Source organism: Psychrobacter sp. CMS30 (assembly GCF_904846565.1).
In the GTDB taxonomy this organism is placed as follows: Bacteria; Pseudomonadota; Gammaproteobacteria; order Pseudomonadales; family Moraxellaceae; genus Psychrobacter; species Psychrobacter maritimus.
The window spans coordinates 94,314-119,986 of sequence record NZ_CAJHBF010000005.1 but is presented as its reverse complement, the minus strand read 5'-3'; the positions used below and the strand labels follow the sequence as shown (position 1 = coordinate 119,986).

Below are 25,673 nucleotides of genomic sequence, written 5' to 3'. Positions count from 1 at the left end.
GTTTGGCCTTTTGATTATTGCTGTAAATATTCATCGACGACTATTATTTAATTTAATCATGTCTTCAATTTAATGATGGTTATAAGTATTTTTCAAAATAATCAGAATTTTTACCACGCTATTTATTATGGTTTTTAAACGATAGTTATGGAGTTGTTATGAACCCAGTAGACCAGTTTACCCCGCAAGAGCCGATTTTATTTAAGCCGGTAGATTTGCTAGCGCCAGACTATATTGCTCAGTCGTCAGAAACGCTGCACGCCCGTATTTCACCTTTATATAGCGTGGATGAAGAACGTTGGTTGTCAGAATTGTTGCCCCTTGCCAAGCCGACTGATAGCGAACGTGAAGCCGCTGCAACGCAGACGCGCCAACTGGTCGAGCACGTACGTAATGATGGCAAAGCTGTAAAAATGGTTGACTCATTATTACTTGAATATAGCCTCGATACCCAAGAAGGTATTCTGCTGATGAGCTTGGCAGAGGCATTGATTCGGGTGCCGGATAACTATACTGCCGATGCGCTGATTCATGACAAAATGAGTGTGGCTGATTGGAAAAAGCACATAAAAAATGACAATGGCTTCATGGTCAATGCCTCGACGTGGGGCATGATGATGACCGGCCGTGTGGTCAGTATTGATAGTAATACTACGGCTTCAGGGTTTTTGGACCGCATGACCAAAAAGATGGGTGAGCCGGTCATTCGCAGTGCGATGCAAAAAGCCATGCGTATTATGGGTCATCAGTTTGTATTGGGCGAAACCATTGAAGGGGCGAATAAAAACAGCAAACCTTATCGTAATAAAGGCTATACCTATTCATTCGATATGCTAGGTGAAGCGGCCATTACCCATAAAGATGCTGAAAAATACTTCAACGATTATCTGCATGCGATTAAAGCGACTGCCAGTATCAAAGTTAAAGAGGGTATGCCAAAGCCGTCGGTATCTATTAAGCTGTCAGCCTTGCATCCGCGCTATGAAGCGACCCAAGAAGAGCAAGTCATGGGTCTATTGCGTCAACGCTGCCTACTATTAATTGAAGCGGCGCGTGAAGTTAATGTCGATATCAGTATCGATGCCGAAGAAGCCGACCGCCTTGAGATTTCTCTGAAACTATTTGAGTCTCTATATCGCGATAATTTAACCGCCGATTGGGATGGCCTAGGTATCGTAGTCCAAGGTTATTCTAAACGCGCGATTGCTATTTTAGTGTGGTTAGCGCGCTTGGCAACTGAAGTCGGCGATCGTATTCCGGTCCGTTTGGTCAAAGGTGCGTATTGGGATACTGAGATTAAATTGGCGCAGCAAAAAGGTCTATCCGGCTATCCTGTGTGGACACGTAAAGAAGGTACCGATACTGCTTATCTTGCTTGCGCGCGCTTCTTGTTATCCGAGCATCTGCGTGGGCTCATCTGGCCACAGTTTGCGACGCATAACGCGCACACGCTGGCGTCGATTATGACCATGAGTGCGCATAGAGACTTTGAGTTTCAGCGTCTACATGGTATGGGTGATGCGCTGTATGACCATATCTTGCAAGCTTATCAAATTCCGGTACGTATCTATGCACCGGTTGGCGCGCATAAAGATTTATTACCATATTTGGTACGTCGATTGCTTGAAAACGGTGCCAATAGCTCGTTTGTCCATCAATTATTAGACAAATCTTATCCCATTGATAAGCTAACCGTGCATCCATACGACAAATTATTGACCAATGATACTTTACATAACCCTGATATTCCGCTGCCGTTAGATATCTATGGCGAGCGCCGTGCCAGCTTCGGTCCCAATATTTTTGTAGAATCGCAATGGCTACCGTTTAAAGCTGCTATTGATAGTCATCTGCATAAAACGTGGTCAGCAACTTCTATTATCAATGGTAAAGCGGTTGATGAATACGAAGCGGATGGTAAGACTCATCAGCTTGAATCTCAGAAAGTGCGTGCACCTTGGAATCATGAAGTCATCGCTGGTGAGGTAAAATATGCCAATGCGGAATTGGCGGTGCAAGCTATCGATGCGGCAGTGACAGGGCAAAGTGCGTGGCAAGCAGTACCAGCCGCGAATCGTGCTGCTATATTGCGCAAGGTGGCAGACTTATATGAAGAAAACTATGCTGAACTGATGGCGCTCTGCCAGATTGAAGCCGGTAAAACCATGCAAGACGGTATCGATGAAATTAAAGAAGCCGTTGATTTTTGCCGCTTTTATGCCGACGAAGCAGAGCGTTTAGACGACGTAGTTCATGAGTTTACAGATTTGACAGGTAAACCCTCGCGTCAGGTTTATAAAGCACGCGGTACTTTCGTATGTATCAGCCCTTGGAACTTCCCATTGGCTATTTATACCGGTCAAATCGTGGCAGCACTAGCAGCAGGCAATACAGTAGTGGCTAAACCTGCCGAGCAGACCAGCTTAATCGCTCATTTTGGTGCACAGCTAATGTATCAAGCTGGGGTTCCAGCCGAAGCATTACAGTTAGTGACGGGTGCGGGCGATGTTGGCGGTGCTTTGACAGCTGCTGATAATATCGCAGGCGTTATTTTTACCGGTTCAACCCAAACGGCGCAGCGTATCAACCAAAGCTTAAATAATCATGTGCAAGCCAGTGGCGAGCTACCGGTCTTTATTGCTGAGACGGGTGGTCAAAATGCCATGATTGTTGACTCAACTGCGCTACCTGAACAGGTGGTTAAAGATGCGGTATTGTCAGCCTTTGGCTCGGCAGGTCAGCGTTGTTCAGCTTGTCGTATCTTATGCGTGCAAGAAGAAGTCGCGGATAATTTAATCGAATTGCTACAAGGTACTATGGCAGAATTGGTCGTCGGTAACCCACTACACGTCACCACAGACGTAGGTCCGGTGATTGATGCGGATGCCAAGCGCAGTCTGGAGGCACATATCGAACGTATGAGCGCTGAACCAACAGCGACTATTTTGGCGCAGACGCCTATGAGTGCAAGCTCGGTTGTTAGCGAAGAGCATTCTACCTTTGTCTTGCCAACGGCGATTGAGGTCAAAAGTATCGATGTCATCGGTGGCGAGCATTTCGGTCCGATATTGCATGTACTGCGTTATCAAGCGCCTGATCTGAATAAGCTTATCGATGCCATTAACGGGACTGGTTTTGGTTTGACTTTGGGTTTTCATAGCCGTATTGAAAATATTGCTGAGCATATAGAGCGCCGTGCGTTTGTTGGTAACACCTACATCAACCGCAACCAAATCGGTGCCGTTGTAAACGTTCAGCCATTTGGTGGCTGTGGTCTATCGGGTACGGGTCCAAAAGCGGGTGGTCCACATTATGTAGCGCGTCTCATGCAGCTGCAATCTGAGTCAATAACGACTGAATCACTCACTCAAACACAAATCGCATAAGGAGTAGCAAGATGGCGACTGAATTTAAAAAGAATCATGCCCAAGTTTGTGAATCTTGGCGATTACTTGGCGCGGTCAATCGCGCAACGTATCTACAAGCAGCCATTCCAAAGTTGGCCTTGCTAACTGGCGATGTCAATAAAGCAAAGCGTTTATTCAATCATTTATTGAGTGCTGCGCCAAGCTTAGATGAAGTGCAGCGTATGACGGGCGCGACGGGTGAATCCAACGATTTATACGTAACCGCTCGTGGCAAAACCATGGTCATCGGTGGTGAGTCTGCGCGCGCAATGGCAGTACTTGGGCAGCTTATAGCCGCATTATTGACTGGTAACGAGGTGATACTACATTGCCCAAGCCAAGATGAGATGTGCAATGAGGCTGCAAAAATACTGTATGAGACAGGCATTAGTGATGATGTATTGAGTGTGGCGAACGATTCGCAAACCGTGACGCTGCTATATATCGATCGTCTGGCACAAGTGGCTGTCGCTGGCAATCAAAGCGAAGTCCAAACGATTAGCCAAGAGCTTGCTAATACCGATGGTATTTTAACGCAAGTGATTGCTGTCACTGATATGAAAGGGCTGTCAGAGATGCTCACGCCTGATTATCTCTATCGCTTTGTCACCGAACGGGTAAGAACCATTAATACCACAGCGATTGGTGGTAATGCTAGCTTGTTGGAGCTTGGAACAGAGTAATAATCTTATATAGATAAAAAGTTAGATTATTGCTAGTAGATAAAAAATAGAATCACAGACATAACGGTCAGTAATTGTTTTCCAAGCGTTTTGGGAAATGATTACTGACCGTTTTTTTATAGTCTTTTTTAAGATATTTATTATTTTGCTTAGACGTTAAAAACCTTTTAAATCCATGGTTTTTTAGCTTGTAGGGAAACAATAGTGGTGATACTATAAATAAAACCTGACCAAATAGTCATCTTTTTAATTGATATTGTGACCAATAATAAGGTGGGGAATTTAACTAGAGCGGCCTACAACTATTAACAAGGATTGTTAATAGATTTAAGATCATATTAATCAAGGATGATTAAAATGTCTCAATCTTTAGAGTCTCAAAAAAACGCTGAGCTGATGTATCAGCTCAATGACAAGCCTAGCTTTTGGCCCGCAAGTTTTGCCGCTTTACAACATTTGCTAGCTAGTATCGTCGCTATTGTCACTCCTACCTTGATTGTCGCCGGAACCTTGGGTTTGGGTGACTATGTACCTTATCTAATCAGCTGCGCGCTCATCTCCTCTGGAATTGGCACTTATATTCAATGTAAAAAAATAGGTCCTATAGGCGCGGGCATGCTCAGTTTGCAAGGTACTAGCTTTGCTTTTTTAACGGCTATTATCGCTGCTGGACTGATTGTAAAAGGGCGGGGTGGTTCACCAGAAGATATTTTGGCTACTATTTTTGGGGTTAGTTTCTGTGCCGCCTTTGTTGAAATTATTCTTAGCCGCTTTATTCATAAATTAAAAAGAATATTTACCCCTGTGGTCACTGGCACTATTATTATTCTCATCGGTGTTCCGCTGATTGAAGTTGCCATGACTGATATTGCAGGCGGTTTTGGCGCCGAAGATTTTGGCAGTTTGCAAAATCTGTTTTTAGGTATGGTTGTGCTGGTATCGGTGATTGTATTTAACCGCTCAAAAAACCCATTATTAAGACTTTCTTCTATTGTCATTGCCTTAATCTTAGGAATGTTAGCCGCATTCTTCATGGGCAGATTAGATTTTTCTTCATTAAACAATGTCGGTTTTATTACCATTCCTATTCCATTCAAATTTGGTTTTCAGTTTGATATCACCGCTTTTATTCCATTAGCTATTTTGTACTGTGTCAGCGCCCTTGAAACGACGGGCGATCTCACAGCCAACGCGGTAGTATCAAAAGAGCCCGTCAAAGGCCCTGTCTATCTTAATAGAATTCAAGGTGGGGTATTGGCAGATGGGGTCAACTCTATGATTGCTGCCACCTTAAACAGCATGCCGTCGACCACCTTTAGCCAAAATAACGGCGTCATTGCGCTTACGGGCGTCGCCAGCCGTCATGTCGGTATTTATATTGCGGCTCTTATGATTGTCATCGGATTGTTTCCTATCTTTGGCGCCATATTGCAAACTATGCCGCAGCCAGTACTTGGTGGCGCAACATTGGTGATGTTTGGGACAGTAGCGGTAGCTGGTATAAAAGTATTGGCTAGCGCTAAGCTTGACCGCCGTGATATGTTGATTATTGCTACTTCTGTAGGCATCGGTATCGGCGTATCTATGGTGCCTGAGGTGTTATCACAACTGCCCGAATCAATACGTAACGTGCTGATATCGCCTGTCGCCATAGGAGCGATTACTGCCATTGCATTGAGTTTATTTTTACCAGAAGATACCCAAGACGCTGATATATAAAAGTAAACTTTTAGTAGAAGTGTGATTGGTAAATATTATTGTGTGATAGCTATTACATATTAATTGATTGGTTTGCGCCATCAAGCAAGTGTCTATGTTAACACTCTATGTAAGCTGTTTAATTTCACAAAGCCCAATTTTTTAGCCGAGTATTGCTATGATTAGTTTCTATCTGAACGGAAAGTACCATGAGATAAGCCACCTCAATCCGAATACGACGGTACTTGAGTATCTACGCTTGCACGAACATCAAACTGATACTAAAGAAGGCTGCGGTAGTGGCGATTGCGGTGCCTGTACGATTATGGCGCAACGCTTGCCTAATCATGCGATGAGCGATTCTAGTGACAGCACGCCTTTTTATACCTTTAACTCCTGTATTGCTCTATTGTCGCTGATGGATGGTCATCATTTAATGACCGCTTCTTATCTGGCGGACAATCCAGCACATCACCCAGAGCGGGCGTTATTGCATCCTGCACAGCAGGCGATGGTCGACTGTCATGGTTCGCAATGTGGATTTTGTACTCCTGGTTTTGTAATGTCTCTGGCGAATTTGTATGAAAACCATCGTATGCAACAACAAAAAAATGCCAAGCAGGGCAGTGCAAACGGTCAGCCAGCTAATGAAGCACTAAGTAATGACGACCTAAGCTATGATGATATTGTCGCCGCAATTTCAGGGAATCTATGCCGCTGTACTGGTTATCGACCCATCATTGAAGCAGGTCTAACGATGGGTAAGATTGGTCAGCAAAGAGATACTGATAAAACAGTCGCAAAAGATTTGACTATAAGCTTAGCGACGGATGCGATGGTAAGTAAAAGTCAGTCGTTATCTAAAACTGAATCATTGGATACCTCGAATAAAGCGTCAACTATTGAGCCTGCTCTTGCTGAAGGGTCGCGGCAGTTATTCATTCCAAAAACAGTGGATGCGCTTAATCAGTTATTGGCCGTATATCCACAAGCGACTATTTGGGCGGGTGGTACGGATTTGGGGTTAAGCATTACTCAGCACTTGGTTGATCATGAAGTGATTATTCAGCTGTCCGCTATTGATGAGCTAAAAACTTGGTCGCTTTCGAATTCAAAGTCTAGCTCAAAGGCTGATTCAAAGCCGTTATCGGAGTTAGATAAGTCCACTGATAATGAAGAAGCAGTACAAGAATTGACGTTTGGGGCTGGCATGACCTATCAGCAAATGCTACCGATACTTGAACATAACTTTCCTGCCTTTGCGGCATTATTCGCAAGAACCGCTTCACCGCAAATACGTAATATGGGTACGCTTGGCGGCAATATTGCCAATGCCTCGCCAATTGGAGATTTGCCACCAATTTTACTGGCGTTAGAAGCGCGCATTCATTTGCGTTATTGCAATCCCAATAATAGAGATATGGGTGGTGAAGAGGCAAACGCTAAAGATAAAAACAATGAACATAATCAAAAGCCTTATATAGACGAGATAATACCCTTATCAGAATTTTTTATAGATTATAAAAAGACCAAGCTACTGGCAGGCAGTTATATTGTCGCTATTCATATGCCACTGATGCAGGCTAATCAGCACTTATTTATTCATAAAATTAGTAAGCGTTATGAAGATGATATTTCGGCTTGTTTGGTTGCCGTAAGAATCGATCTGTCAGCAGACGGTATGACTATTGACCATGCAAAAATCGGTCTCGGCGGTATGGCAGCAATACCATTATTAGCCAAGAATTGCCAGCAAGCGCTCCTAGGTCAACCCCTTGAGCTTGCAAGTTTTGAGAAGGCTGCAAAAGCGCTACCGATGGATGTCTCGCCATTAACAGATGTCAGAGCAAGCCGTGAGTATCGCTTGCATGTGGTGCAACGTTTGTTGATTAAGTGTGGCAAGCAGCTGATAAAAGAGACGCAAACTGAGAGAGAATCATTATGAGCCATCAATCATCCTTATTTGACAGCTACAGTATTCGCCGCGTACGTCCGCCTAAAAATAAAATCGGCACTTCTGCCAAACATGATAGTGCGATAAGCCACGTCATGGGAACGGCAACCTATGTGGATGATATCCTAAAGCCGCAAGGCACTTTGCATTTGGCAGTTGGTAAAAGCAGTCACGCTCATGCTCGTCTAACCAGTATGGATCTCAGTGCTGTTAGAGCGGCTGATGGGGTCATTGATGTTTTAAGTTTTAAAGACTTACCCGCACAAACGGATATCGGCGCAGTGTTTGACGGTGAGCCATTGATGGTGGGTGAGATCACAGAGTACGTAGGTCAGACGCTATTTTTGGTCGTTGCAACCACTCACCGTGCCGCAAAAAAGGCAGTGCTTAAAGCAGTTGTAGAATATGAACCATTATCAGCAATATTAAGTATTGATGAGGCTTTAGAGCAGGACCAGTTTGTACGTCCTGGCCACTTCATGCAGCGCGGTGATACCGAAGCGGCACTTGCAGATGCGCCTATGCGTATTGCAGGCCATATTCATATGCTAGGTCAAGAGCATTTTTATCTTGAAGGCCAAGTGTCCTATGTCGTGCCTTGTGATGATGGCGGGCTTGAAGTCTATACCTCCTCGCAGCATCCGAGTGAAGTGCAGCAGCTGGTCGCTGAGGTGACGGATTTGCCCTTTCATGCGGTCAATACGGTCGTGCGCAGAATGGGCGGCGGTTTTGGTGGCAAAGAAACCCAAGCCGCTGCATGGGCATGCTTTTGCGGTATCGTTGCCAAACGTCACAATGTACCTGTCAGTATGCGCTTGGATCGTCAAGATGACATGGTGGTGACCGGTAAACGCCACGAATTTGCCAACCGTTATGAGGTCGGCGTTGACGAGTCAGGGCAAATCCTTGGCGTCGATATGCAGCTGGCTGGCTTGTGTGGTTATGCACCAGATTTGTCCGATGCTATCGTCGATCGAGCGATGTTCCACTGCGACAACGCTTATTATTATCCAGCCGCGCAGGTGGCAGGGCATCGCTGCAAAACGCACACCGTATCGAACACGGCTTATCGAGGTTTTGGCGGGCCTCAAGGTCTGATGACTGCCGAATATATGATGGATCATATCGCCTATACTTTAGGCAAAGACCCTCTGCAAGTGCGTTTGATGAACCTCTATCAAAATGGCCAAAGTACTCATTATGGTCAGCCAATCGAGCATTTTGATTTGGCAACGATTATGGATACATTGGCAAAAGATTGTGATTATGAGCAGCGTCGCCAGCAGATTATAAAAGCCAATGAGCAAGCCGAAGCTGAAGGCAGCGACAAACGCCTTGGCATCGCCTTAACGCCTGTGAAGTTTGGCATCTCGTTTACCGTGCAGACGCTCAATCAAGCGGGTGCTTTGGTACATATTTATACCGATGGTAGCATCCACCTTAATCATGGTGGGACAGAGATGGGGCAAGGGTTATTTGTCAAAATTGCTCAAATCGTCGCCAATGAGTTTGACGTGGATTTGGATACCGTAAAAGTATCGGCAACGCGTACCGATAAAGTGCCCAATACCTCACCGACTGCGGCCTCATCAGGCACCGATATCAATGGTAAAGCAGCGCAAAACGCTTGTTTAACCATCAAGGCACGTATCGTCGAGTTTGCCGCTGAGTATTTTGAAGTGGCGCAAGAAGACATACGTTTTGAGCGCAATCATGTCTATATTGGTGATAAGGAAGATTTTACTTTTGCTGAAATGGTGCAGTTAGCGTATCAGCACCGCGTTAGTCTATCTTCTACTGGCTATTATAAAACGCCAAAGATATTTTACGACCGCTCTAAAGCGTGGGGTCGACCTTTCTTTTACTTTGCCTTAGGCGCTGCCTGTTCTGAAGTTGAAATAGATACGTTAACGGGTGAGTATCAAGTGCTGCGCTGCGACATCTTACATGATGCAGGACAGTCGATTAACCCCGCTATCGATATTGGTCAGATTGAAGGCGGCTTTGTGCAAGGCATGGGGTGGCTCACAACTGAGGAGCTTACTTGGGATAAAAAGGGTACGCTAGCATCTAACAGCCCCGCCAATTATAAGATTCCAACGTCACATGATTTGCCAAAACAATTTAAAGTTAAATTATACGATCGTAAAAATGAAGAGCAAACCATTTATAATTCTAAAGCTGTTGGTGAGCCACCTTTTATGCTGGCAGCTAGCGTTTGGTGTGCTATCAATAATGCAGTCGCAAGCTTAAGTGATTATAAAAAGAACCCTGATCTTACGATGCCTGCAACCCCAGAGGCCGTATTGAAAGCGGTAATGCGCATGCAAGGGGAAGAGTGGGAGATTGACACGAATGTAAACTTTGATGCGATTGATAGTTTAACTAGAGATGAGGAGGACAACTGCGGTATTGACGACGATAAAGTTAAGCCACAACTCGTGCCGCATGCCGAAGATATCAAGCCGCCAGAGGTCGAGGGTGAGACAGTCGATGAGCAGCCAGAAGCGATAGAGCATCCTAACGTAGCAACGGCTAGAGGCCCTGCCCATAGTGAACCGACGCACAGTGAATAATTCATCATTGCCACCTATGCCAATACCAGTACGTTGGTATGATGGTCTAGCCCAGTATCAGCAGCAAGGGTCTGCGCACGTATTGGCGACTATCGTTGCGGTCAATGGTTCTGCGCCCCGAGCGCTACAGGCCAAAATGGTGATCACCCATGATAACTGTTGCGATACGCTTGGCGGCGGCGGTCTTGAGCATGACGTTGTTGCGACAGCACGGCAATTGCTAAATGGTGAGATAGATACAACCGTAGCAAAAGCTTCTAAAAGAGACAAAAGTGTCAATAAAAATACCGACAATGACAATGACAATGATAAAGATAACGATAACGATAACGACAGTGATTCGACGCCATCTAAAGTAGTAAGACGCGATGCGGTTTATACCAAGCATTATCCGCTAGGTGCGAAGTTGGCGCAGTGCTGCGGTGGTAGTGTCACCGTTATGTTTGAATGTTTTAATGTGACGCCGCCGATGTCAATATTGGTATTTGGGGCAGGGCACGTGGCAGCAGCGTTGATGACGATACTTGCGGAGCTACCTTGCCAAGTGGATTGGGTGGATAGTCGCCCTGAGATGTTTGAGCGTTATTTATTAGATAAATCTAATTCGCTAAATAAACCTATTCAAACAGAAGGCTTATCTGAAGAATTAGAAGCCCAGTCTAGTTTAAATCAGCCCAAGCTTTATAATCTTCCTGCTCATATTCGCCCGCATATTGATGATGATCCTGTTGATTTCATTCGCCCGTTTATTGAACCATTTAAACAAAGCGGTCAGCGTTTTATTCTAGTTATGACCCATGATCACAGTCTTGATTTTGAGATTGTACGTGCCGCGTTAGATGCTAGTTCAGAGGCAAACGGTTTAGCAACTAGTCTCGATAATAATGGTTCAGATAAGGATTTAGATAATGATTATTCGAAAATATCTATGCCTTATATTGGTTGTATTGCCTCGGCAACTAAAGCAGAACGTTTTAAAAGTCGTCTGCTGCAACGTGGTTATGATAAGCAGATAGTCGAGCAACTAACCATGCCAATTGGATTACCGATTGGTGGTAAAGAACCTATGGCCGTTGCCGTGTCTATCGCTGCGCAAATTTTGCAACATTATCATCAAAAATAAGCCATAAGTGCTAGACCATCAATACTGATTTCTACCTTTACCATTAATTTAGATTCTAACTAAAACGTTAGGTATGACCAAGTGACAGGAGATTTACCAATGGCTCTACATATTTATCAAGCGCAGCTCCTGCACTATCTTACTGAAAATGATCTGAATCAAAGGACTGAGCGCGCGCATGCTGAAAAACCCATCTTAGCGACTGATAACCACCCAAATACAGCAACCATTGATAAAAGTATCACGCTATTACCCGTCATTGCAGGCGTGAACGTCTATCCTGAGTATATTGCTAAGGGTGCGCTGGTGGTCGATGATGTAACAGGATGTATTATAGATTATGGTAGTAGCGAAGCAATATTAGCAAGTTATGCTCAAACTAATGGTCAAGAACCAGTAAAAATCTATGACTATCGTAATAAGCTGATTATGCCGGGCTTCATCGATAGCCATGTGCACTATCCGCAGATAGATATGATTGCGGCTTACGGTGAGCAGCTACTTGATTGGCTCAATAATTATACTTTTGTCACTGAAGCCAATTTTGCTGATCCAAAGGTTGCCCATGATACGGCGCAATTCTTCTTAAATCAGTTACTCGCCAATGGCACGACCAGCGCCATGGTGTTTTCTACTAGCCATCCTGAGTCCGCAGAAGCCTTTTTTACTGAAAGTCACAGGCTCAATACCCGCATGATTACGGGTAACGTGTTGATGGATCAAAACGCGCCTGAGCATCTGTGTGTGCCTGCTGAGCAAAGTATAAAAGATTCGCAAGATATTATTGATAATTGGCATGGTCGTGGACGCCAACATGTGGCTATTACCCCAAGGTTTGCGATTACCTCAACGCCAACACAGCTGCAATTGGCAGGCGAGCTATATGCCAGCTACGACACTGTTTATCTGCAAACACATCTGGCAGAAAACCGTGAGGAAGTGGCTTTTGTACGTGAGCTGTATCCCAAGCATAAAGGTTATCTAGATGTCTACGAGGATATGGGGCTGCTGGGTCGATACACCACTTTGGCACATGGTATCTATCTGGAGACTCCAGAATACGAAAGGCTACGCGCAACTGGTACGCAAATCGCGCACTGTCCAACGTCCAATCTATTTTTGGGCAGTGGATTATTTGATTTGCCTAAAACATTAAGCTATACCGGCGTCAGTATTGCCACTGATGTAGGGGCGGGAACCAGTTTATCGATGCTCGTCACCTTGTCAGAGGCTTATAAAGTTCAGCAGCTACAAAACAACCAATTGTCCGCTCATCAAGGGCTATATCAGATTACTTTGGGCAATGCGCAGTCGTTAATGCTAGATGATAAAATTGGTAACTTTATGCCTAATAAAGAAGCGGATTTTGTAGTAATAGACATGGCAGCAACGCCTTTGTTAGAAAGACGTATGGCGCAGACTAAAATACTTGAAGAACAACTATTTGTATTGATGATGCTCGGTGATGATAGGGTTATTGAGGAGACGGTCATCGCTGGGGTAAGCCGTTATAAAAAAGCGGCTACAGCATAAGGTTAAATCATCTAGGAACCGTTCATTTGCGGGAGCGTAGAGAAAATAAATTGCAAAGTTTCTACGAACTGGGACACATCTTTAAATGACGATCAGCGTTTTTCTACTACAGCTTTTAGTTTGCGTAAATAAACACTGATCGTTTTTAATTATTAATGATGTTTAAACCTCAATTGCTAAAAATATGGCTACCCTATCATTCGGGATATTGTAGCCACACCCAGCCATTTTCTAACCATTCACTTAAGTCATCTGAATCGATATCCGTGACATCTTGATGTTGTAAGTGCTCGCCATTAGCCAAACGCACTAGTATGGCTGTTGCCGCAGCATCAAGTCCGTCAATGCGCTGACCATTGGCATATAGCGTCACGCCATCATCAGTTTGGCTATAGAGTAGGCGATTACTATAGTCCGCTTGCAGGGTTGCGCCATCGAGCAGGGCTTGCATCAGCTCATCAGTGTCTACCGTTTCTTCTGGAATTAGCGCATCGTATTGACGTTTGCTCACGACTTCCGACACTGCTTGACGAATAATATCGTCGCCGCGCTCAGACTGTAGCATTTGTAATAGCTGGTCTTTAATCGCATTGATACTATCTGCTTGCAATTCACCTGACGCTTGTAGCGCTTGTGGTAATAGCATCGGGATAAATAAATCGCTATCGTTGGTGGCGATATCAGCTAGGCTATCGATAATTTGCATTAAGTTTGGACGACGACAGCCAAATGAAAAGGTTAAGCAGTCATCTTGCGCGACGCCAAAGTGCGAAAGTTTCGGCGGTACATAAAGTACGTCACCAGCTTCTAGTATCTCATCAAAGATGAGCTCACCCATATCATCAAACAATCTAATCGGCTCATCGGCAACGAACTCAGTATCTTTATCACAAAATTTGCCAAGCTGCCAACGCCGGGACCCAAAACCTTGCGCTAAAAATACATCATAGTCGTCATAGTGCTTGCCCACTGAGCCGCCTTTAGGCGCATATGAGACCATAATGTCATCACGCTGCCATTGCGGAATAAAGTCAAACGCTTGCCATAATTGACCAAGCTCAGGTGACCACTGTTCCATATTCTGCACCAGTACGGTCCATTGTTTTGGCAAGTTATCAAAATCAGTTTCAGCCAATGGGCTCTTTTTGAGTTGCCATTGTGGCGCACCTTCTTGCTTGCTAGCTGCTTGGGTTAGCAGTCGCGCTGAAGCGTCCTCTTCAAGCGCAAGACCGAGCATATCCTCTGGCTCGAACATGCCAATCAATTGCGGTAGACCTTGTTTAATGAGTAATGGTTTTTTTTGCCAATACTCGTTTAAGAATTGCTCAGGCGTAATAGAGTCGGGTAAACAAAGGGGAATTGAGGTCATTGATAAATCCATATCTAAAAATGGGCATAAGATTAATAGTGAGGAGTGCTTTATAGGACAGTTTTAATAGTTTATGATTATTGCCTATCTGATAGTGAGTATTACAGTGTCAATATCAATAGCTACTGTCAGAACACTCCATCAATCGTAGGAAGTTTATGAAAAAATTGCATTTTATTGTCATTATCGCTAGCGTGTTTTTATTACAAGCCTGTGTCCATAAGATAGTGACCGTACCGGCTAAAATCGCTTATAAAACCACCAAAGGCGTGGTAAAAGGTACCGTCGCTGTCGGTAAAGCTATTATACCGGGCGATAGTGATGACGAAGATAAAAAGGATAAAAAATAAAACCTTACTCAAAAGCTATGTACCATTAAAGACGCATCTTTAAGGATAAATCATAGCATTCAAAGTAAGGTCAATTATTTAGCAAGATATCAATGCATAGTCATTGATATCTTTTTTTAAGGTAACTGCAGCGTTTATTAAATCTTAGCAATCCACTCTTTAATGGTACGTGCTTGCTCAGCCGCATTACCAGTATAGGTCGCAGGCGTCATTTCACGTAAACGTGCTTTATCCGCATCGCTCACAGCATTCAACTCATCACTTTCAACGAAGGTTAGCATGGCCTCACGAGTCATGGCATTGCCACGGGTTAAAGCTTTTAGCTTCTCGTATGGGTTTTCGACACGGTAGCGACGCATGACCGTTTGAATCGGCTCTGCCAACACTTCTTGGGCATTGTCCAAATCATCATTTAAGCGCTGCGCATTTAACTCAAGTTTGCTCACACCTTTTAGGCAAGCATCAAAGGCAATCATACTTTGAGCTAAGCCAACACCGATATTACGCAGTACAGTAGAATCTGATAAGTCGCGCTGCATACGTGAAATCGGTAGTTTTTCACCTAAGTGAGCAAGCTTCGCATTTGCCACGCCCAAGTTACCTTCTGAGTTTTCAAAATCAATCGGATTGACTTTATGCGGCATGGTAGAAGAACCCACTTCACCATCTTTTAGGCGCTGCTTGAAATAGCCTAAGCTAATATATTGCCAAATATCACGGTTAAAATCGATTAAAATAGTATTGAAGCGTCTTACCACATCAAACAATTCAGCGATATAATCATGCGGCTCAATTTGCGTGGTATAAGGATTAAAGGTCAATTCTAAACGCTCATTGATAAATTGCTCAGCATGAGTTTGCCAATCAACATCAGGATAGGCTGAGAAGTGCGCATTATAGTTACCAACAGCGCCATTGATTTTACCCAACAGTTCAACTTGACCGATTTGTTTGATTTGGCGAGCTAAGCGATAAGCGACGTTTGCCATCTCTTTACCGAGGGTCGTTGGGCTAGCGGTTTGACCATGCGTACGTGACAACATTGGCTGGTCAGCATGAGTAAGCGCTAAATCAACAATGCTATCGGTCACTTGCTGCATTTTAGCTACCACAATCTCGCGGCTGTCTTTTAGCATCAATGCATAGGACAAGTTATTGATATCTTCACTGGTACAAGCAAAGTGGATAAATTCTAAGCTATCTTCTAACTGCTGATTGCCGCGGAATTTGTCTTTGATAAAGTATTCAACCGCTTTTACATCGTGGTTGGTCGTCGCTTCGATATCTTTAATGGCTTGTGCATCTGCTTCACTAAAGTCATCAACAATGCTGTTTAAAAAGTCGTTGGTATCGGCATCAAACGCTGCCAACTCAACAATCGCGCTATTATCCGCCAATGACTGTAACCAGCGAATCTCGACGGTAACGCGGGCTTTAATCAGACCAAATTCAGATAGGTAAGGGCGCAAGCTGTCAGCTTTAGATGCGTAGCGACCATCGATTGGGGAGAGTGCGGTAAGTGGAGTCATGAAGGGGCCTCATTTAATAGTAAATAAAATAGTAAATAACACAGTACAGAAATTTTAATGGCACAATTATAACCTGTTTATAAATAAGATTAAGTTAAAAAACAAATACCACATTAGTAAAATAATGTTTACTTGATAAATAGCTAGTGATATATTGCCGGATTAACTCAAACTCATATCAAACCAGGAACAAACAATGAATAAATTATTGGGCGTCTTATTATTAGGATCTACTTTGAGTTTAACTGCTTGTGGTGGTGACTCAGATAGTAGTGGTTCATCTTACACGGGCTCTAACTCAGCACCCACAACTCCGAATACACAACCTACAACTCCTCCCAAGCCTAGTATTGCTAAATGTAAATCTGAAGGTAACAATGTATATGTACCTAGAGAAGGCACATGTACTTTCGCAATTCCGAATGTTAATGGCGGTAAAGAGAGTAGCTATGAATGTTCGGGCAATACTGTTACTTTAGGCTCAAAAATTTCAGGGGGAATATCTGCTGGTAGCCTCAAATTTAATGGTTATATAGTTCAATGTGCTAAATAATATCTATCGGCTTAAAAGATAAGTCGATTTATTTTTAAAAGCATTCACACTGGTAGTGGATGCTTTTTTTATGTTCTAAAAGTTATAATCAGAAGTCTTCAACTCAATCAACTATAGTATTAAACCATTGATATCTTATGAAAGACAAAACCTTATTTATCTCATCTGTTCTTGTTGCCTTTTTATTTGGTGTTTTAAGCACCTATTTGTTTATGACCAAACAGCAAATGGATCGGGTTATGCAGACAAAGCGGCAAACCCCTATAGACACAAATAATCAAAATGGCTCTAATCAAGTAAGTAATACTTTAGTGGAGTTAGAGAGTTACGCAAATAATATAGGCGCAGGAAAATTATCAGCTGATCCAAACACAAAGGTCTCATCTCCCTCTATTAATGATTACTCACAGCAGCAAGCTATAAATATCGTTAATGATATACCGGATTATGTCCTAAGTCAGTACGTTGATAAATTTATGGCAAAAGGCTCCAGTGATGTTATCTCAGATAAAAGACGGTTTGCCCAGCGAGCTGTCGAAGAGCTATACAAATCAAATGACAATCAACCCTTAGTAGGCGATGTCAAATTATCTTTAAGTCAAGTAATGCCGCCAAACTCTTTAGATACATCAACCCTAAATAAAGATACTAAACTATTTGCGCATTTGGACACAGATGGTAAAGCCCCTGCTAGCCCTTTTGTTTTTGTAAAATGGGTCAACAATCAAACAGGGCAAGTGCTATTATTTGAGAAAAAGAATATTATCGCCGACAGTAACCAGAATTGGGTAAGTTTTAAACCATATGATGGCTGGACTTCAGGAAGCTATGATATTCGCTTTTATCAATTTACCTCAGAGCTTCAGCCAATCGCTCAATTGACTTATAATATTTATTCAGTAATTGAGTAAAACCTAAGAATTAAAACCCACAAGGCGCATCAATAACAGCAATCACGCCACCACCAAGACACACCTCATCGATATAAAATACTGCTGATTGACCAGGAGTAACGGCACGTTGTGGCTCATCAAATAGCACACGAACCTCAGAGCCATCATCATTTAGCGCGTAAACACGGCAGGCCTGATCAGGCTGGCGATAGCGAGATTTTGCCATGCAGCGTAAGCCTTCCGTGCTAAAAATATCGGCAGGCGGCAATCCGTCAACCCAGTCAAGCTTATAAGCTCGCAGCTCATTACTCATTAGCATCGGATGCTCATGACCTTGACCGACGATCAAACGGTTTTTGTCCAAATCCTTTGCCAATACAAACCAAGGTTCTTCTGGACGGTCTTTGACGCCGCCGATACCGATGCCGCCGCGCTGACCTAAAGTATAATACATCAAGCCATCATGCTGACCAATCACATGACCGTCGTCGGTGACGATGTCGCCTTTTTGCGCCGGCAAGTACTGTTGTAAAAAGTCTTTAAAACGGCGCTCACCAATAAAGCAAATACCAGTAGAATCTTTCTTTTTAGCTGTCGCCAAGTCATGCTCTTCAGCAATTTGACGCACGACTGGTTTTTCAAGCTCACCTACTGGGAATAGCGTCTTAGCGATTTTATCGCCGCCGACCGCATGTAAGAAGTAGCTTTGGTCTTTATTATTATCCAGTCCACACAATAACTGGGCGACGGTTTCGCCGTTGTTATTTTCATAGTTCAGGCTGCGGCGCGTATAGTGACCGGTGGCAATATAATCAGCGCCAAGGGTCAGTGCATAGTCTAAGAACGCTTTAAACTTGATTTCTTTATTGCATAAAATATCTGGATTTGGCGTGCGTCCGGCTTTGTATTCGGCTAAGAAATGCTCAAACACGCGATCCCAATATTCCATGGCAAAGTTGGCGGTATGCAGCTTGATACCGATTTTGTCACACACCGCTTGCGCGTCTGCTAGGTCATCCATCGCCGTACAGTATTCGGTGCCGTCATCTTCTTCCCAGTTCTTCATAAACAGACCTTCCACTTTAAAGCCTGCTTGCTGGAGCAAAACAGCCGATACGGAAGAGTCGACGCCGCCTGACATACCGACGATGACGTGCTTGCTGCTAGGATTGTCGATATCGGCAAGCGTCAAAGGACGATGGACGCTAAAAGAGTCTGAAACGGGTAGGTTTGCGGTGTTTGGCGTGGCTGACATAGAATTGCTCAACAATTTATACGTTATCCAAAGGGTGACATGACGCTATTCATCAATAAAACGACTAAGAGTGATAGACTTAGTCAGCTGATAAGGTCATCTCGTTTTTTGGACGGGGTATTTTGGTCTGGGTATTGTGATAAAATAAGCGTCATATTATAACAGTTAATTGTAAGCGGTGGCGACCTATGCGCGCTTACTGAGCGTAAAACCGCTTTAGAAATTTAGATAGTGGTTCTAAATTATTTCAATCACCCTTCATTCACTTAGTAATTCACTTGGAATAATAATGATAAAAATTGGTCAAGGTATCGATGTCCATGCGTTTCATAATACGGGCGAGCAGCAGCAATATGTGATACTGGCAGGCGTGCCGATAGAGCATACCCATAGTTTGCTTGCACATTCTGATGGCGATGTGGTGTTGCACGCGCTTGCTGACGCGTTGCTTGGCGCATTGGCGCTTGGTGATATTGGGCAGCATTTTCCAGATACCGATGCGGCGCACGCAGGTTTGGATTCGCGCGTCCTACTCCGTTATGTGTATGGTAAAGTCCAAGCCGCCGGTTATACTTTAGGCAATGCTGATATTACCGTGATGTGTGAGCGCCCAAAATTGGCACCCTATAATCAAGCGATGCGCGAAAATATCGCCAGTGACTTGCAAACTGCTGTGAGTAATGTCAGCATTAAAGCCACAACAACTGAAAAACTGGGCTTTACCGGTCGGCAAGAGGGCATCATGGCCAATGCCGTGGTATTATTGGTGCCGAATATGCCTATGTCTGGCGACAATCTGGCTAGCGACAACATGGCTGGCGACAACATGGCTGGCGATAATGTTTCTGATGTTAACGTTTCTGATGCTAATGTGCTTGACGTTTAATCCCTAATAGCAAGTGATTAGATGGCTATTATAGTAAGTATCACTTGATGATGGTTGCAATATAATGGCAATCGCCCCATGTAGCAGCCACATGCCAAATTTAACGTGACATACCTTTTTTTGATAATGGTTTTAATAATTTTTGATTTTAATAAATAGGAGCTTTTATGAGTGAGCAAACCCCAAATACTGCTGCAAACGATGTTGAACAGCTGATTCGTGATCAAATTAAAGACAATAAAGTCATTCTTTATATGAAAGGCACCCCACAGTTTCCACAGTGTGGTTTTTCTGCCAAATCGATTGAGGTTTTGACGCAAATCGGTCGTCCATTCGCCTTTGTTAATATTTTAGAAAATCCAGAAATCCGTGCAACATTGCCAAAGATTGCCAACTGGCCAACGTTCCCACAGTTATGGATTGATGGCGAGTTGATGGGCGGTTCAGACATCATTTTACAAATGTACCAATCAGGCGAGCTTAAGCCTTTGGTTGAAGCCAATAGTCCTGCTGCTTAATATTTAAGCGCGTTTATTGGGCAGTTTATATGTCTCAATAAATAGTTTGAAGCATTTTTGAAGTATTGAAGCACAGTAAACCCGAATAGCCTTCCTTAGTGGAATGGCTATTCGGGTTTTTTTATTGTCTATGCAATTTATTGTTTTTATAGCTTTTAGCCCCATATAGTGTCCAAGATAAATATATTTTGCATAAAAGAGAGAATTATATGAATAATCAATTATCAAACACGGAATTAACGGAGCAACAAGAGGCGACTGAACAAGCAGCCATCGAAAAACGCCGCGAACATTTAAAAAACGAATCAACCCGTTTAATTGATATGGCGGATAATGAGCCAAATTCTGCCCTTAAATGTATTCATCAGCTAAGCGTGGCAGGCGGTGCAACCGAGGCGACTTATATTGCTATTGAGCAGCGTATCGTCGCTGATCAAGATGCTGCCGGTGCCTATCATTTGGCATTATTGGCGCAAAATACCCCAGATTTACCCATCGATGCGCGTCAACTTATCGAGCTTGTGGTTAATAAAGGCGATAACGCTCAGCGTTTGGCCTTGTTAAAAAACTTGCCGTTGCCGCCAGTTGAGATGATTAAAGAGCAAATCTTGGCCAGCAATGATGGTGATGCTATTGGGCAGATGAATGCCTATTTGCAGATTAATCCAGAAGGTTATGGCAGCCACCATATGCTGGCAAGTGGGCAGTCCGACCGTATTGTACCGCTCAGCCCTGGTAAATAAATCCCACCTAGGTTCATCAAGCTTCTATTGATGTGCCTTGATAGTCAATTGCAATAATAGTTAATTTGAATAGTTTTTCGTATAACGTTTTTTCAGCGGCAAAAAATTGTTATAATTACCGGCTATCTAACCTATCTTTAATGGCTCATCTGAGTCGTTATCTTTTTTTAAATTCGACTGACGTTTATTTACCGGCAGCCATGCTATTTAACCATAGCCTCTGGCTCACGGTTGCGTTGAGAGTCAAGTGAGGCATACATGCAATACCCAAAAAATTACGACGTGGTAGTGATCGGCGGCGGTCATGCTGGCACAGAAGCTGCTCTGGCGGCCGCACGTATGGGGGCGCAAACTTTACTTTTAACGCATAATATCGAGACGCTGGGGCAGATGAGCTGTAACCCTGCGATTGGTGGTATCGGTAAATCACATTTGGTGCGTGAGATTGATGCGCTTGGCGGCGCCATGGCATTGGCCACCGACAAATCTGGTATCCAGTTTCGCGTGTTAAATAGCCGTAAAGGTGCTGCTGTTCGTGCCACGCGTGCGCAAGCGGATCGTATTCTTTATAAAGCTGCCATTCGTCATACGTTAGAGAATCAGCCAAATTTGGATATATTCCAACAAGCGGCCGATGATATTCTAGTTGAAAACGGTCGTGCCACAGCGGTTGTGACGGCAACCGGTATTATTTTTAACACTCAAACCGTGGTACTGACCTCAGGTACTTTTTTAGGGGGTGTCATTCATATTGGTCTTGAGAATTCAAAAGGCGGACGCGCAGGCGACCAGCCTTCTATCAAGCTTGCTGACCGTTTACGTGAATTGAAATTGCCCGTTGGACGTCTAAAGACCGGTACGCCAGCGCGTATCGATGCGCGTAGCGTTGACTTTAGTGTCATGACAGTTCAGCCAGGCGATACGCCGCTGCCAGTGATGAGCTATATGGGCGATGTGTCCATGCATCCTGAACAGGTCAATTGCTATATCACCCATACCAATGCGCGTACCCATGATATTATCCGTGAAAATCTAGACCGCTCACCGATGTTTTCTGGCAAAATCGAAGGCGTAGGTCCACGTTATTGTCCATCAATTGAAGATAAGATTCACCGCTTTGCCGATAAAGACAGCCATCAAATCTTCATCGAGCCAGAAGGCTTGACCACACATGAGCTATATCCAAACGGTATCTCAACCAGCTTGCCATTTGATGTGCAATTAGACTTTATCCATAGTATGAAGGGTCTAGAGAATGCGCATATTACGCGTCCAGGCTATGCGATTGAGTATGATTATTTTGATCCGCAAAACCTAAAACCAACTTTAGAGACTAAATCAATTGATCGTTTGTACTTTGCCGGTCAAATCAATGGTACGACAGGCTACGAAGAGGCGGGCGTGCAAGGTTTATTAGCCGGTACTAATGCGGCACTGGTCACCTGTGAAAACAGTGAGTTTGACGTTTGGACGCCGCGCCGCGATGAAGCATATCTTGGCGTACTGGTCGATGATTTGATTACGCATGGCACCACTGAGCCATATCGTATGTTTACCAGCCGCGCCGAATATCGCTTGCTGTTGCGTGAAGACAATGCCGATCAACGCTTAACCGAAACCGGTCGTAAGCTTGGTTTGGTAGATGACGTGCGCTGGCAAGCCTATCAAGAAAAAATGGAAGCCATTGCCACTGAAACCTCGCGTCTCAAAGACATCTGGGCGACGCCTGCTAATGCTCTAGGTCAGCAAGTGACCGAGCAGACAGGAGAGGTGCTTTCTAAAGAATCGACTGCTTACGATTTATTAAAACGTCCACAAATTCACTTTAATGATATCGCTGCTATAACTGGCTCAGAGGTCGATAGCCAAGTCGGTGAGCAGATCGAGATTTCTGTTAAATATGCCGGCTATATTGACCGTCAGCAAGAAGATATCGACCAGATGAAGCGTTTGGAAAATACTGCATTGCCAATGGATTTTGATTATAGTGTGGTGTCAGGGTTATCCAATGAGATTGTACAAAAGCTGGCGCAAATTCGCCCTGCCACGCTTGCACAAGCGGGACGCATTAGCGGTGTTACGCCTGCCGCTATTCAACTGTTAGCCATGACCGTTAAGAAGCAGAAAAAAGCACAGGCGGCGTTAAATGCTTCATAGTCATAACTTGAAAGATAAAAGAAGTAAAAAGGTAAGATGTAATAGAAAAGTAACGTAGCAACAACTATTAGTTTAAAGCGTAAAAAAAGCCCATAATGAGAAATCGTTATAGGCTTTTTTTTGTCAAAATATCGCCGTTATGAAAAGAAAGTCGCATACCAGCTTGTCTTGCTTGCTGTTTTGTCTCTATACTCATATGACGAATCATCCTACTTATCATTCATTAATTTATCTCGCTATTGTCCATAGTATGGTGGGCTTGTCACTGAATTGAGCTTATTTATGACCGCTGCTATTATTTTTGCCATCACCATTGTACTGCCTAACCTTTTTTTGATGGGGTTGGGTTTTTTTATGCAGCGGCGCGGTGAGGCGAGTCAAGCTTTTATCGATCAAGCATCCAGCTTTGTCTTTAATTATTGTTTGCCTTGCTTGTTATTTTTTAGTGTCGTCGATAGTGAGGTCGATTATGCTAAGCAAATGATTTTAATCATGGCTGGTATTTTGGTGACCTTTATCCTATTTATTGGTGCCGAGATTTATGCCAGTTATTTTATCCGTAAGCCTGCCGACCAAGGCGTGTTTGTACAAGGTATCTTTCGCAGTAATATGGCGATTATCGGGCTAGCAACCGTCGCCAATGCTTACGGAGAGCAGGGCTTAAGTATTGGCGCCGTCTATATGGGGGTGGTGACGATATTATTTAATATCTTAGCCGTCATTACCCTGAGTCGTGTGTCCAAAAGCGCAGACGATACGTGGCTCAGTCGCAGCATAATGATTGTCAAAAAACTGTTTACCAACCCTTTAATCATTGCGTTGGTTGCGGCATTTGCTTATAAAGCGTTACCGCTGCCACCGATTACCGGTGTGATTCATAAGACGGGCGATTTGCTGGCGGCGGTGGCATTACCGTTAGCACTGATTTGCGCTGGGGCGAGTATTGATTTAAAGTCGATGTTGCACCCGTCGGGGCTGTCGATGCAGGCTAGTATTGGCCGTATCGTTATTGCGCCTTTTGTGGCCATCGCCGTTGGGTTAAGTTTTGGTTTATCAGGCATGCATATGGGTGTGCTGTTTTTAATGGCGGCGTCACCGACGGCGGCTGCCAGTTATGTGATGGCAAAGGCCATGGGCGGGAATGATATATTGGCTGCCAACATTTTAGCATTTACAACGGTAGTAGGAATGTTTGGTATGGCGATTGGCGCGGCGATACTACGCGTGTTAGGGTGGATATAGCAGGATGGATGTAGCAGGGTGGATATAGCGCCAATCGTCGTGTTAAATGATGGATATAAAGTAAATAATAAACTGATAAAAAGGAGCACTCAACGTGCAGTTATTAAATCAAGCGGTCGTGACCGAACATCTTAATATGCAAGCGGCTATTGACGCTATCGAAGCAATGTTACATCAACAAGCGGCGCACCCTGAATGGGTTAAAGCCCCTGAGCGTTTGGTCATTGAGACGTTTAGTGAAGATGATAAACACAGCTCAGGCTCGCATTTATCGATGCCAGCGACGATTTATGATGGGGAAAAAGAATATACTGCCGTGAAATTGGTGACTATTTGCCCTGATAATCCTAGCCGCGATATGCCAACCACCACCGCCCTTATCACCGTATCCGATAATGATACGGGCGCCATATTAGCGATTATGGATGGCATTTATATTACCCAAGTGCGTACGGCGGCGTTGTCAGGTATCGCAACCAAATATATGGCAAAGCCTGATTGTCAAAGCGTGGCAGTGGTTGGCTGCGGCGGCATGGCTTATGAGCAATTGCATGCGGTATTGACAGTACGTCCTGAAATTAAAACAGTCTATTTATGGAATAGAAGCAATGAAGGCGCTGAGCAATTTAAAACGCGTTTTGAGCGTGATTATAGCCAATGGAAGGTTGATATAAGCATTTGCAAAGATATCAATGATGCTATTTGTGATGCCGATATTATCAACGTGGCGACACGGGCGACGGAAGGCTTATTTGATAGTCAACATATCAAATCTGAGGTTCATATCAATGCGGTTGGAGCATATCAGCCGTCGATGAAGGAGATAAGCAATGAGGTTATCGCCAACAGTGATATGGTGGTGGTTGATGACTTGGTAGGTAGTCGCCATGAAGCCGGTGACTTAATCCAAGCGCACGATAGCGAGGATTGTACATGGACGTGGAGTGACCTTAGTGGTGATTTGCAAGCGCTCGTCACCAAAGAGATCGTAAAATCAGAGCCGGGCATTACCTTGTTTAAATCAGTCGGCGCGGCAAGCTTTGATGCGGCCGTGGCTTTATATGTGGCAAAACAAGCCAAGCAAAAAGCTTTTGGCGCGGCAGTTGATTGGTGAGACGACTGATAGCTTATAAGCCTGATAGCTTATAAAGCCAACAACTAAGGTTTATTATCTTAATCATTACCATCATTAAAAAAGCCCCCG

The 25,673-nt window shown here is 44.0% G+C and carries 18 protein-coding genes and 1 pseudogene; 16 read left to right on the top strand and 3 right to left on the bottom strand.

Going from position 1 to position 25,673, the window contains the following annotated elements; all coding sequences use genetic code 11:
* Positions 1-158: 158 nt before the first annotated feature.
* The 7 genes from putA (at position 159) to guaD (ending at position 12,974) form a co-directional block, all read left to right on the top strand.
* The gene (putA, locus tag JMX94_RS04255; RefSeq protein ID WP_201563516.1) at positions 159-3,386 is read left to right on the top strand and encodes a bifunctional proline dehydrogenase/L-glutamate gamma-semialdehyde dehydrogenase PutA; all 3,228 of its coding nucleotides are present in this window, start codon (positions 159-161) and stop codon (positions 3,384-3,386) included.
* An 11-nt stretch (positions 3,387-3,397) separates the two neighbouring features.
* The gene (locus tag JMX94_RS04250) at positions 3,398-4,090 is read left to right on the top strand and encodes a 1-pyrroline-5-carboxylate dehydrogenase (protein ID WP_201563514.1); all 693 of its coding nucleotides are present in this window, start codon (positions 3,398-3,400) and stop codon (positions 4,088-4,090) included.
* Positions 4,091-4,447: 357 nt separating this feature from the next.
* On the top strand, positions 4,448-5,809 hold the full coding sequence (locus tag JMX94_RS04245) for a uracil-xanthine permease family protein (protein WP_227673511.1): 1,362 nt from the start codon (positions 4,448-4,450) through the stop codon (positions 5,807-5,809).
* Between the two features lie 157 nt (positions 5,810-5,966).
* The gene (locus JMX94_RS04240; RefSeq protein ID WP_201563510.1) at positions 5,967-7,733 is read left to right on the top strand and encodes a xanthine dehydrogenase small subunit; all 1,767 of its coding nucleotides are present in this window, start codon (positions 5,967-5,969) and stop codon (positions 7,731-7,733) included.
* Positions 7,730-10,318: a xanthine dehydrogenase molybdopterin binding subunit gene (xdhB, locus tag JMX94_RS04235; protein WP_201563508.1), complete on the top strand. Its 2,589-nt coding sequence runs from the start codon at positions 7,730-7,732 to the stop codon at positions 10,316-10,318. Before JMX94_RS04240 ends, xdhB begins: the two co-directional genes overlap by 4 nt.
* A complete protein-coding gene (locus JMX94_RS04230; protein WP_227673510.1) occupies positions 10,311-11,441 on the top strand; it encodes an XdhC family protein in 1,131 nt (376 codons plus the stop codon). Before xdhB ends, JMX94_RS04230 begins: the two co-directional genes overlap by 8 nt.
* 99 nt (positions 11,442-11,540) lie before the next feature.
* A complete protein-coding gene (guaD, locus tag JMX94_RS04225) occupies positions 11,541-12,974 on the top strand; it encodes a guanine deaminase (RefSeq protein WP_201563506.1) in 1,434 nt (477 codons plus the stop codon).
* 196 nt (positions 12,975-13,170) lie between these two features.
* Here the strand turns inward: guaD and JMX94_RS04220 are convergent, their stop codons facing one another.
* Complete coding sequence (locus tag JMX94_RS04220; RefSeq protein WP_201563504.1) at positions 13,171-14,343, bottom strand: cupin domain-containing protein; 1,173 nt, start codon at positions 14,341-14,343, stop codon at positions 13,171-13,173.
* A 158-nt stretch (positions 14,344-14,501) separates the two neighbouring features.
* Between JMX94_RS04220 and JMX94_RS04215 the strand changes: the two genes are divergently transcribed.
* Entirely contained in the window at positions 14,502-14,693 is a 192-nt protein-coding gene (locus JMX94_RS04215; RefSeq protein WP_183617888.1) for an NF038104 family lipoprotein, read from the top strand.
* 137 nt (positions 14,694-14,830) lie between these two features.
* Here the strand turns inward: JMX94_RS04215 and purB are convergent, their stop codons facing one another.
* Positions 14,831-16,222 (bottom strand): adenylosuccinate lyase, encoded by a 1,392-nt coding sequence (gene purB / locus JMX94_RS04210; protein WP_201563502.1) that lies wholly within the window; start codon positions 16,220-16,222, stop codon positions 14,831-14,833.
* A gap of 196 nt (positions 16,223-16,418) precedes the next feature.
* Here purB and JMX94_RS04205 point away from each other — a divergent pair, with 196 nt between their 5' ends.
* Positions 16,419-16,775 (top strand): hypothetical protein, encoded by a 357-nt coding sequence (locus tag JMX94_RS04205; RefSeq protein WP_201563500.1) that lies wholly within the window; start codon positions 16,419-16,421, stop codon positions 16,773-16,775.
* A gap of 137 nt (positions 16,776-16,912) precedes the next feature.
* Positions 16,913-17,686, top strand: a complete 774-nt coding sequence (locus JMX94_RS04200; RefSeq protein WP_201563498.1) for a hypothetical protein — start codon at positions 16,913-16,915, stop codon at positions 17,684-17,686.
* Between the two features lie 10 nt (positions 17,687-17,696).
* Here the strand turns inward: JMX94_RS04200 and mnmA are convergent, their stop codons facing one another.
* A complete protein-coding gene (gene mnmA / locus JMX94_RS04195; RefSeq protein ID WP_201563496.1) occupies positions 17,697-18,923 on the bottom strand; it encodes a tRNA 2-thiouridine(34) synthase MnmA in 1,227 nt (408 codons plus the stop codon).
* 289 nt (positions 18,924-19,212) lie between these two features.
* Between mnmA and ispF the strand changes: the two are divergent.
* From ispF to JMX94_RS04165, 6 genes and pseudogenes are all read left to right on the top strand, one after another.
* Positions 19,213-19,689 (top strand): annotated as a pseudogene (gene ispF, locus JMX94_RS04190) (2-C-methyl-D-erythritol 2,4-cyclodiphosphate synthase); the annotation flags it as partial.
* Positions 19,690-19,976: 287 nt separating this feature from the next.
* Positions 19,977-20,327, top strand: coding sequence for a Grx4 family monothiol glutaredoxin (gene grxD, locus JMX94_RS04185; RefSeq protein ID WP_025653310.1), 351 nt, complete (start codon positions 19,977-19,979; stop codon positions 20,325-20,327).
* Between the two features lie 209 nt (positions 20,328-20,536).
* Positions 20,537-21,070 carry a hypothetical protein gene (locus JMX94_RS04180; RefSeq protein WP_201563494.1) on the top strand — a complete coding sequence of 178 codons (534 nt, stop codon included), beginning with the start codon at positions 20,537-20,539 and terminating at the stop codon, positions 21,068-21,070.
* A gap of 258 nt (positions 21,071-21,328) precedes the next feature.
* Positions 21,329-23,227, top strand: coding sequence for a tRNA uridine-5-carboxymethylaminomethyl(34) synthesis enzyme MnmG (mnmG, locus tag JMX94_RS04175; RefSeq protein WP_201563492.1), 1,899 nt, complete (start codon positions 21,329-21,331; stop codon positions 23,225-23,227).
* 282 nt (positions 23,228-23,509) lie between these two features.
* Positions 23,510-24,469: an AEC family transporter gene (locus JMX94_RS04170; RefSeq protein WP_201563490.1), complete on the top strand. Its 960-nt coding sequence runs from the start codon at positions 23,510-23,512 to the stop codon at positions 24,467-24,469.
* Between the two features lie 94 nt (positions 24,470-24,563).
* The gene (locus JMX94_RS04165; protein ID WP_201563488.1) at positions 24,564-25,583 is read left to right on the top strand and encodes an ornithine cyclodeaminase family protein; all 1,020 of its coding nucleotides are present in this window, start codon (positions 24,564-24,566) and stop codon (positions 25,581-25,583) included.
* Positions 25,584-25,673 lie beyond the last annotated feature (90 nt).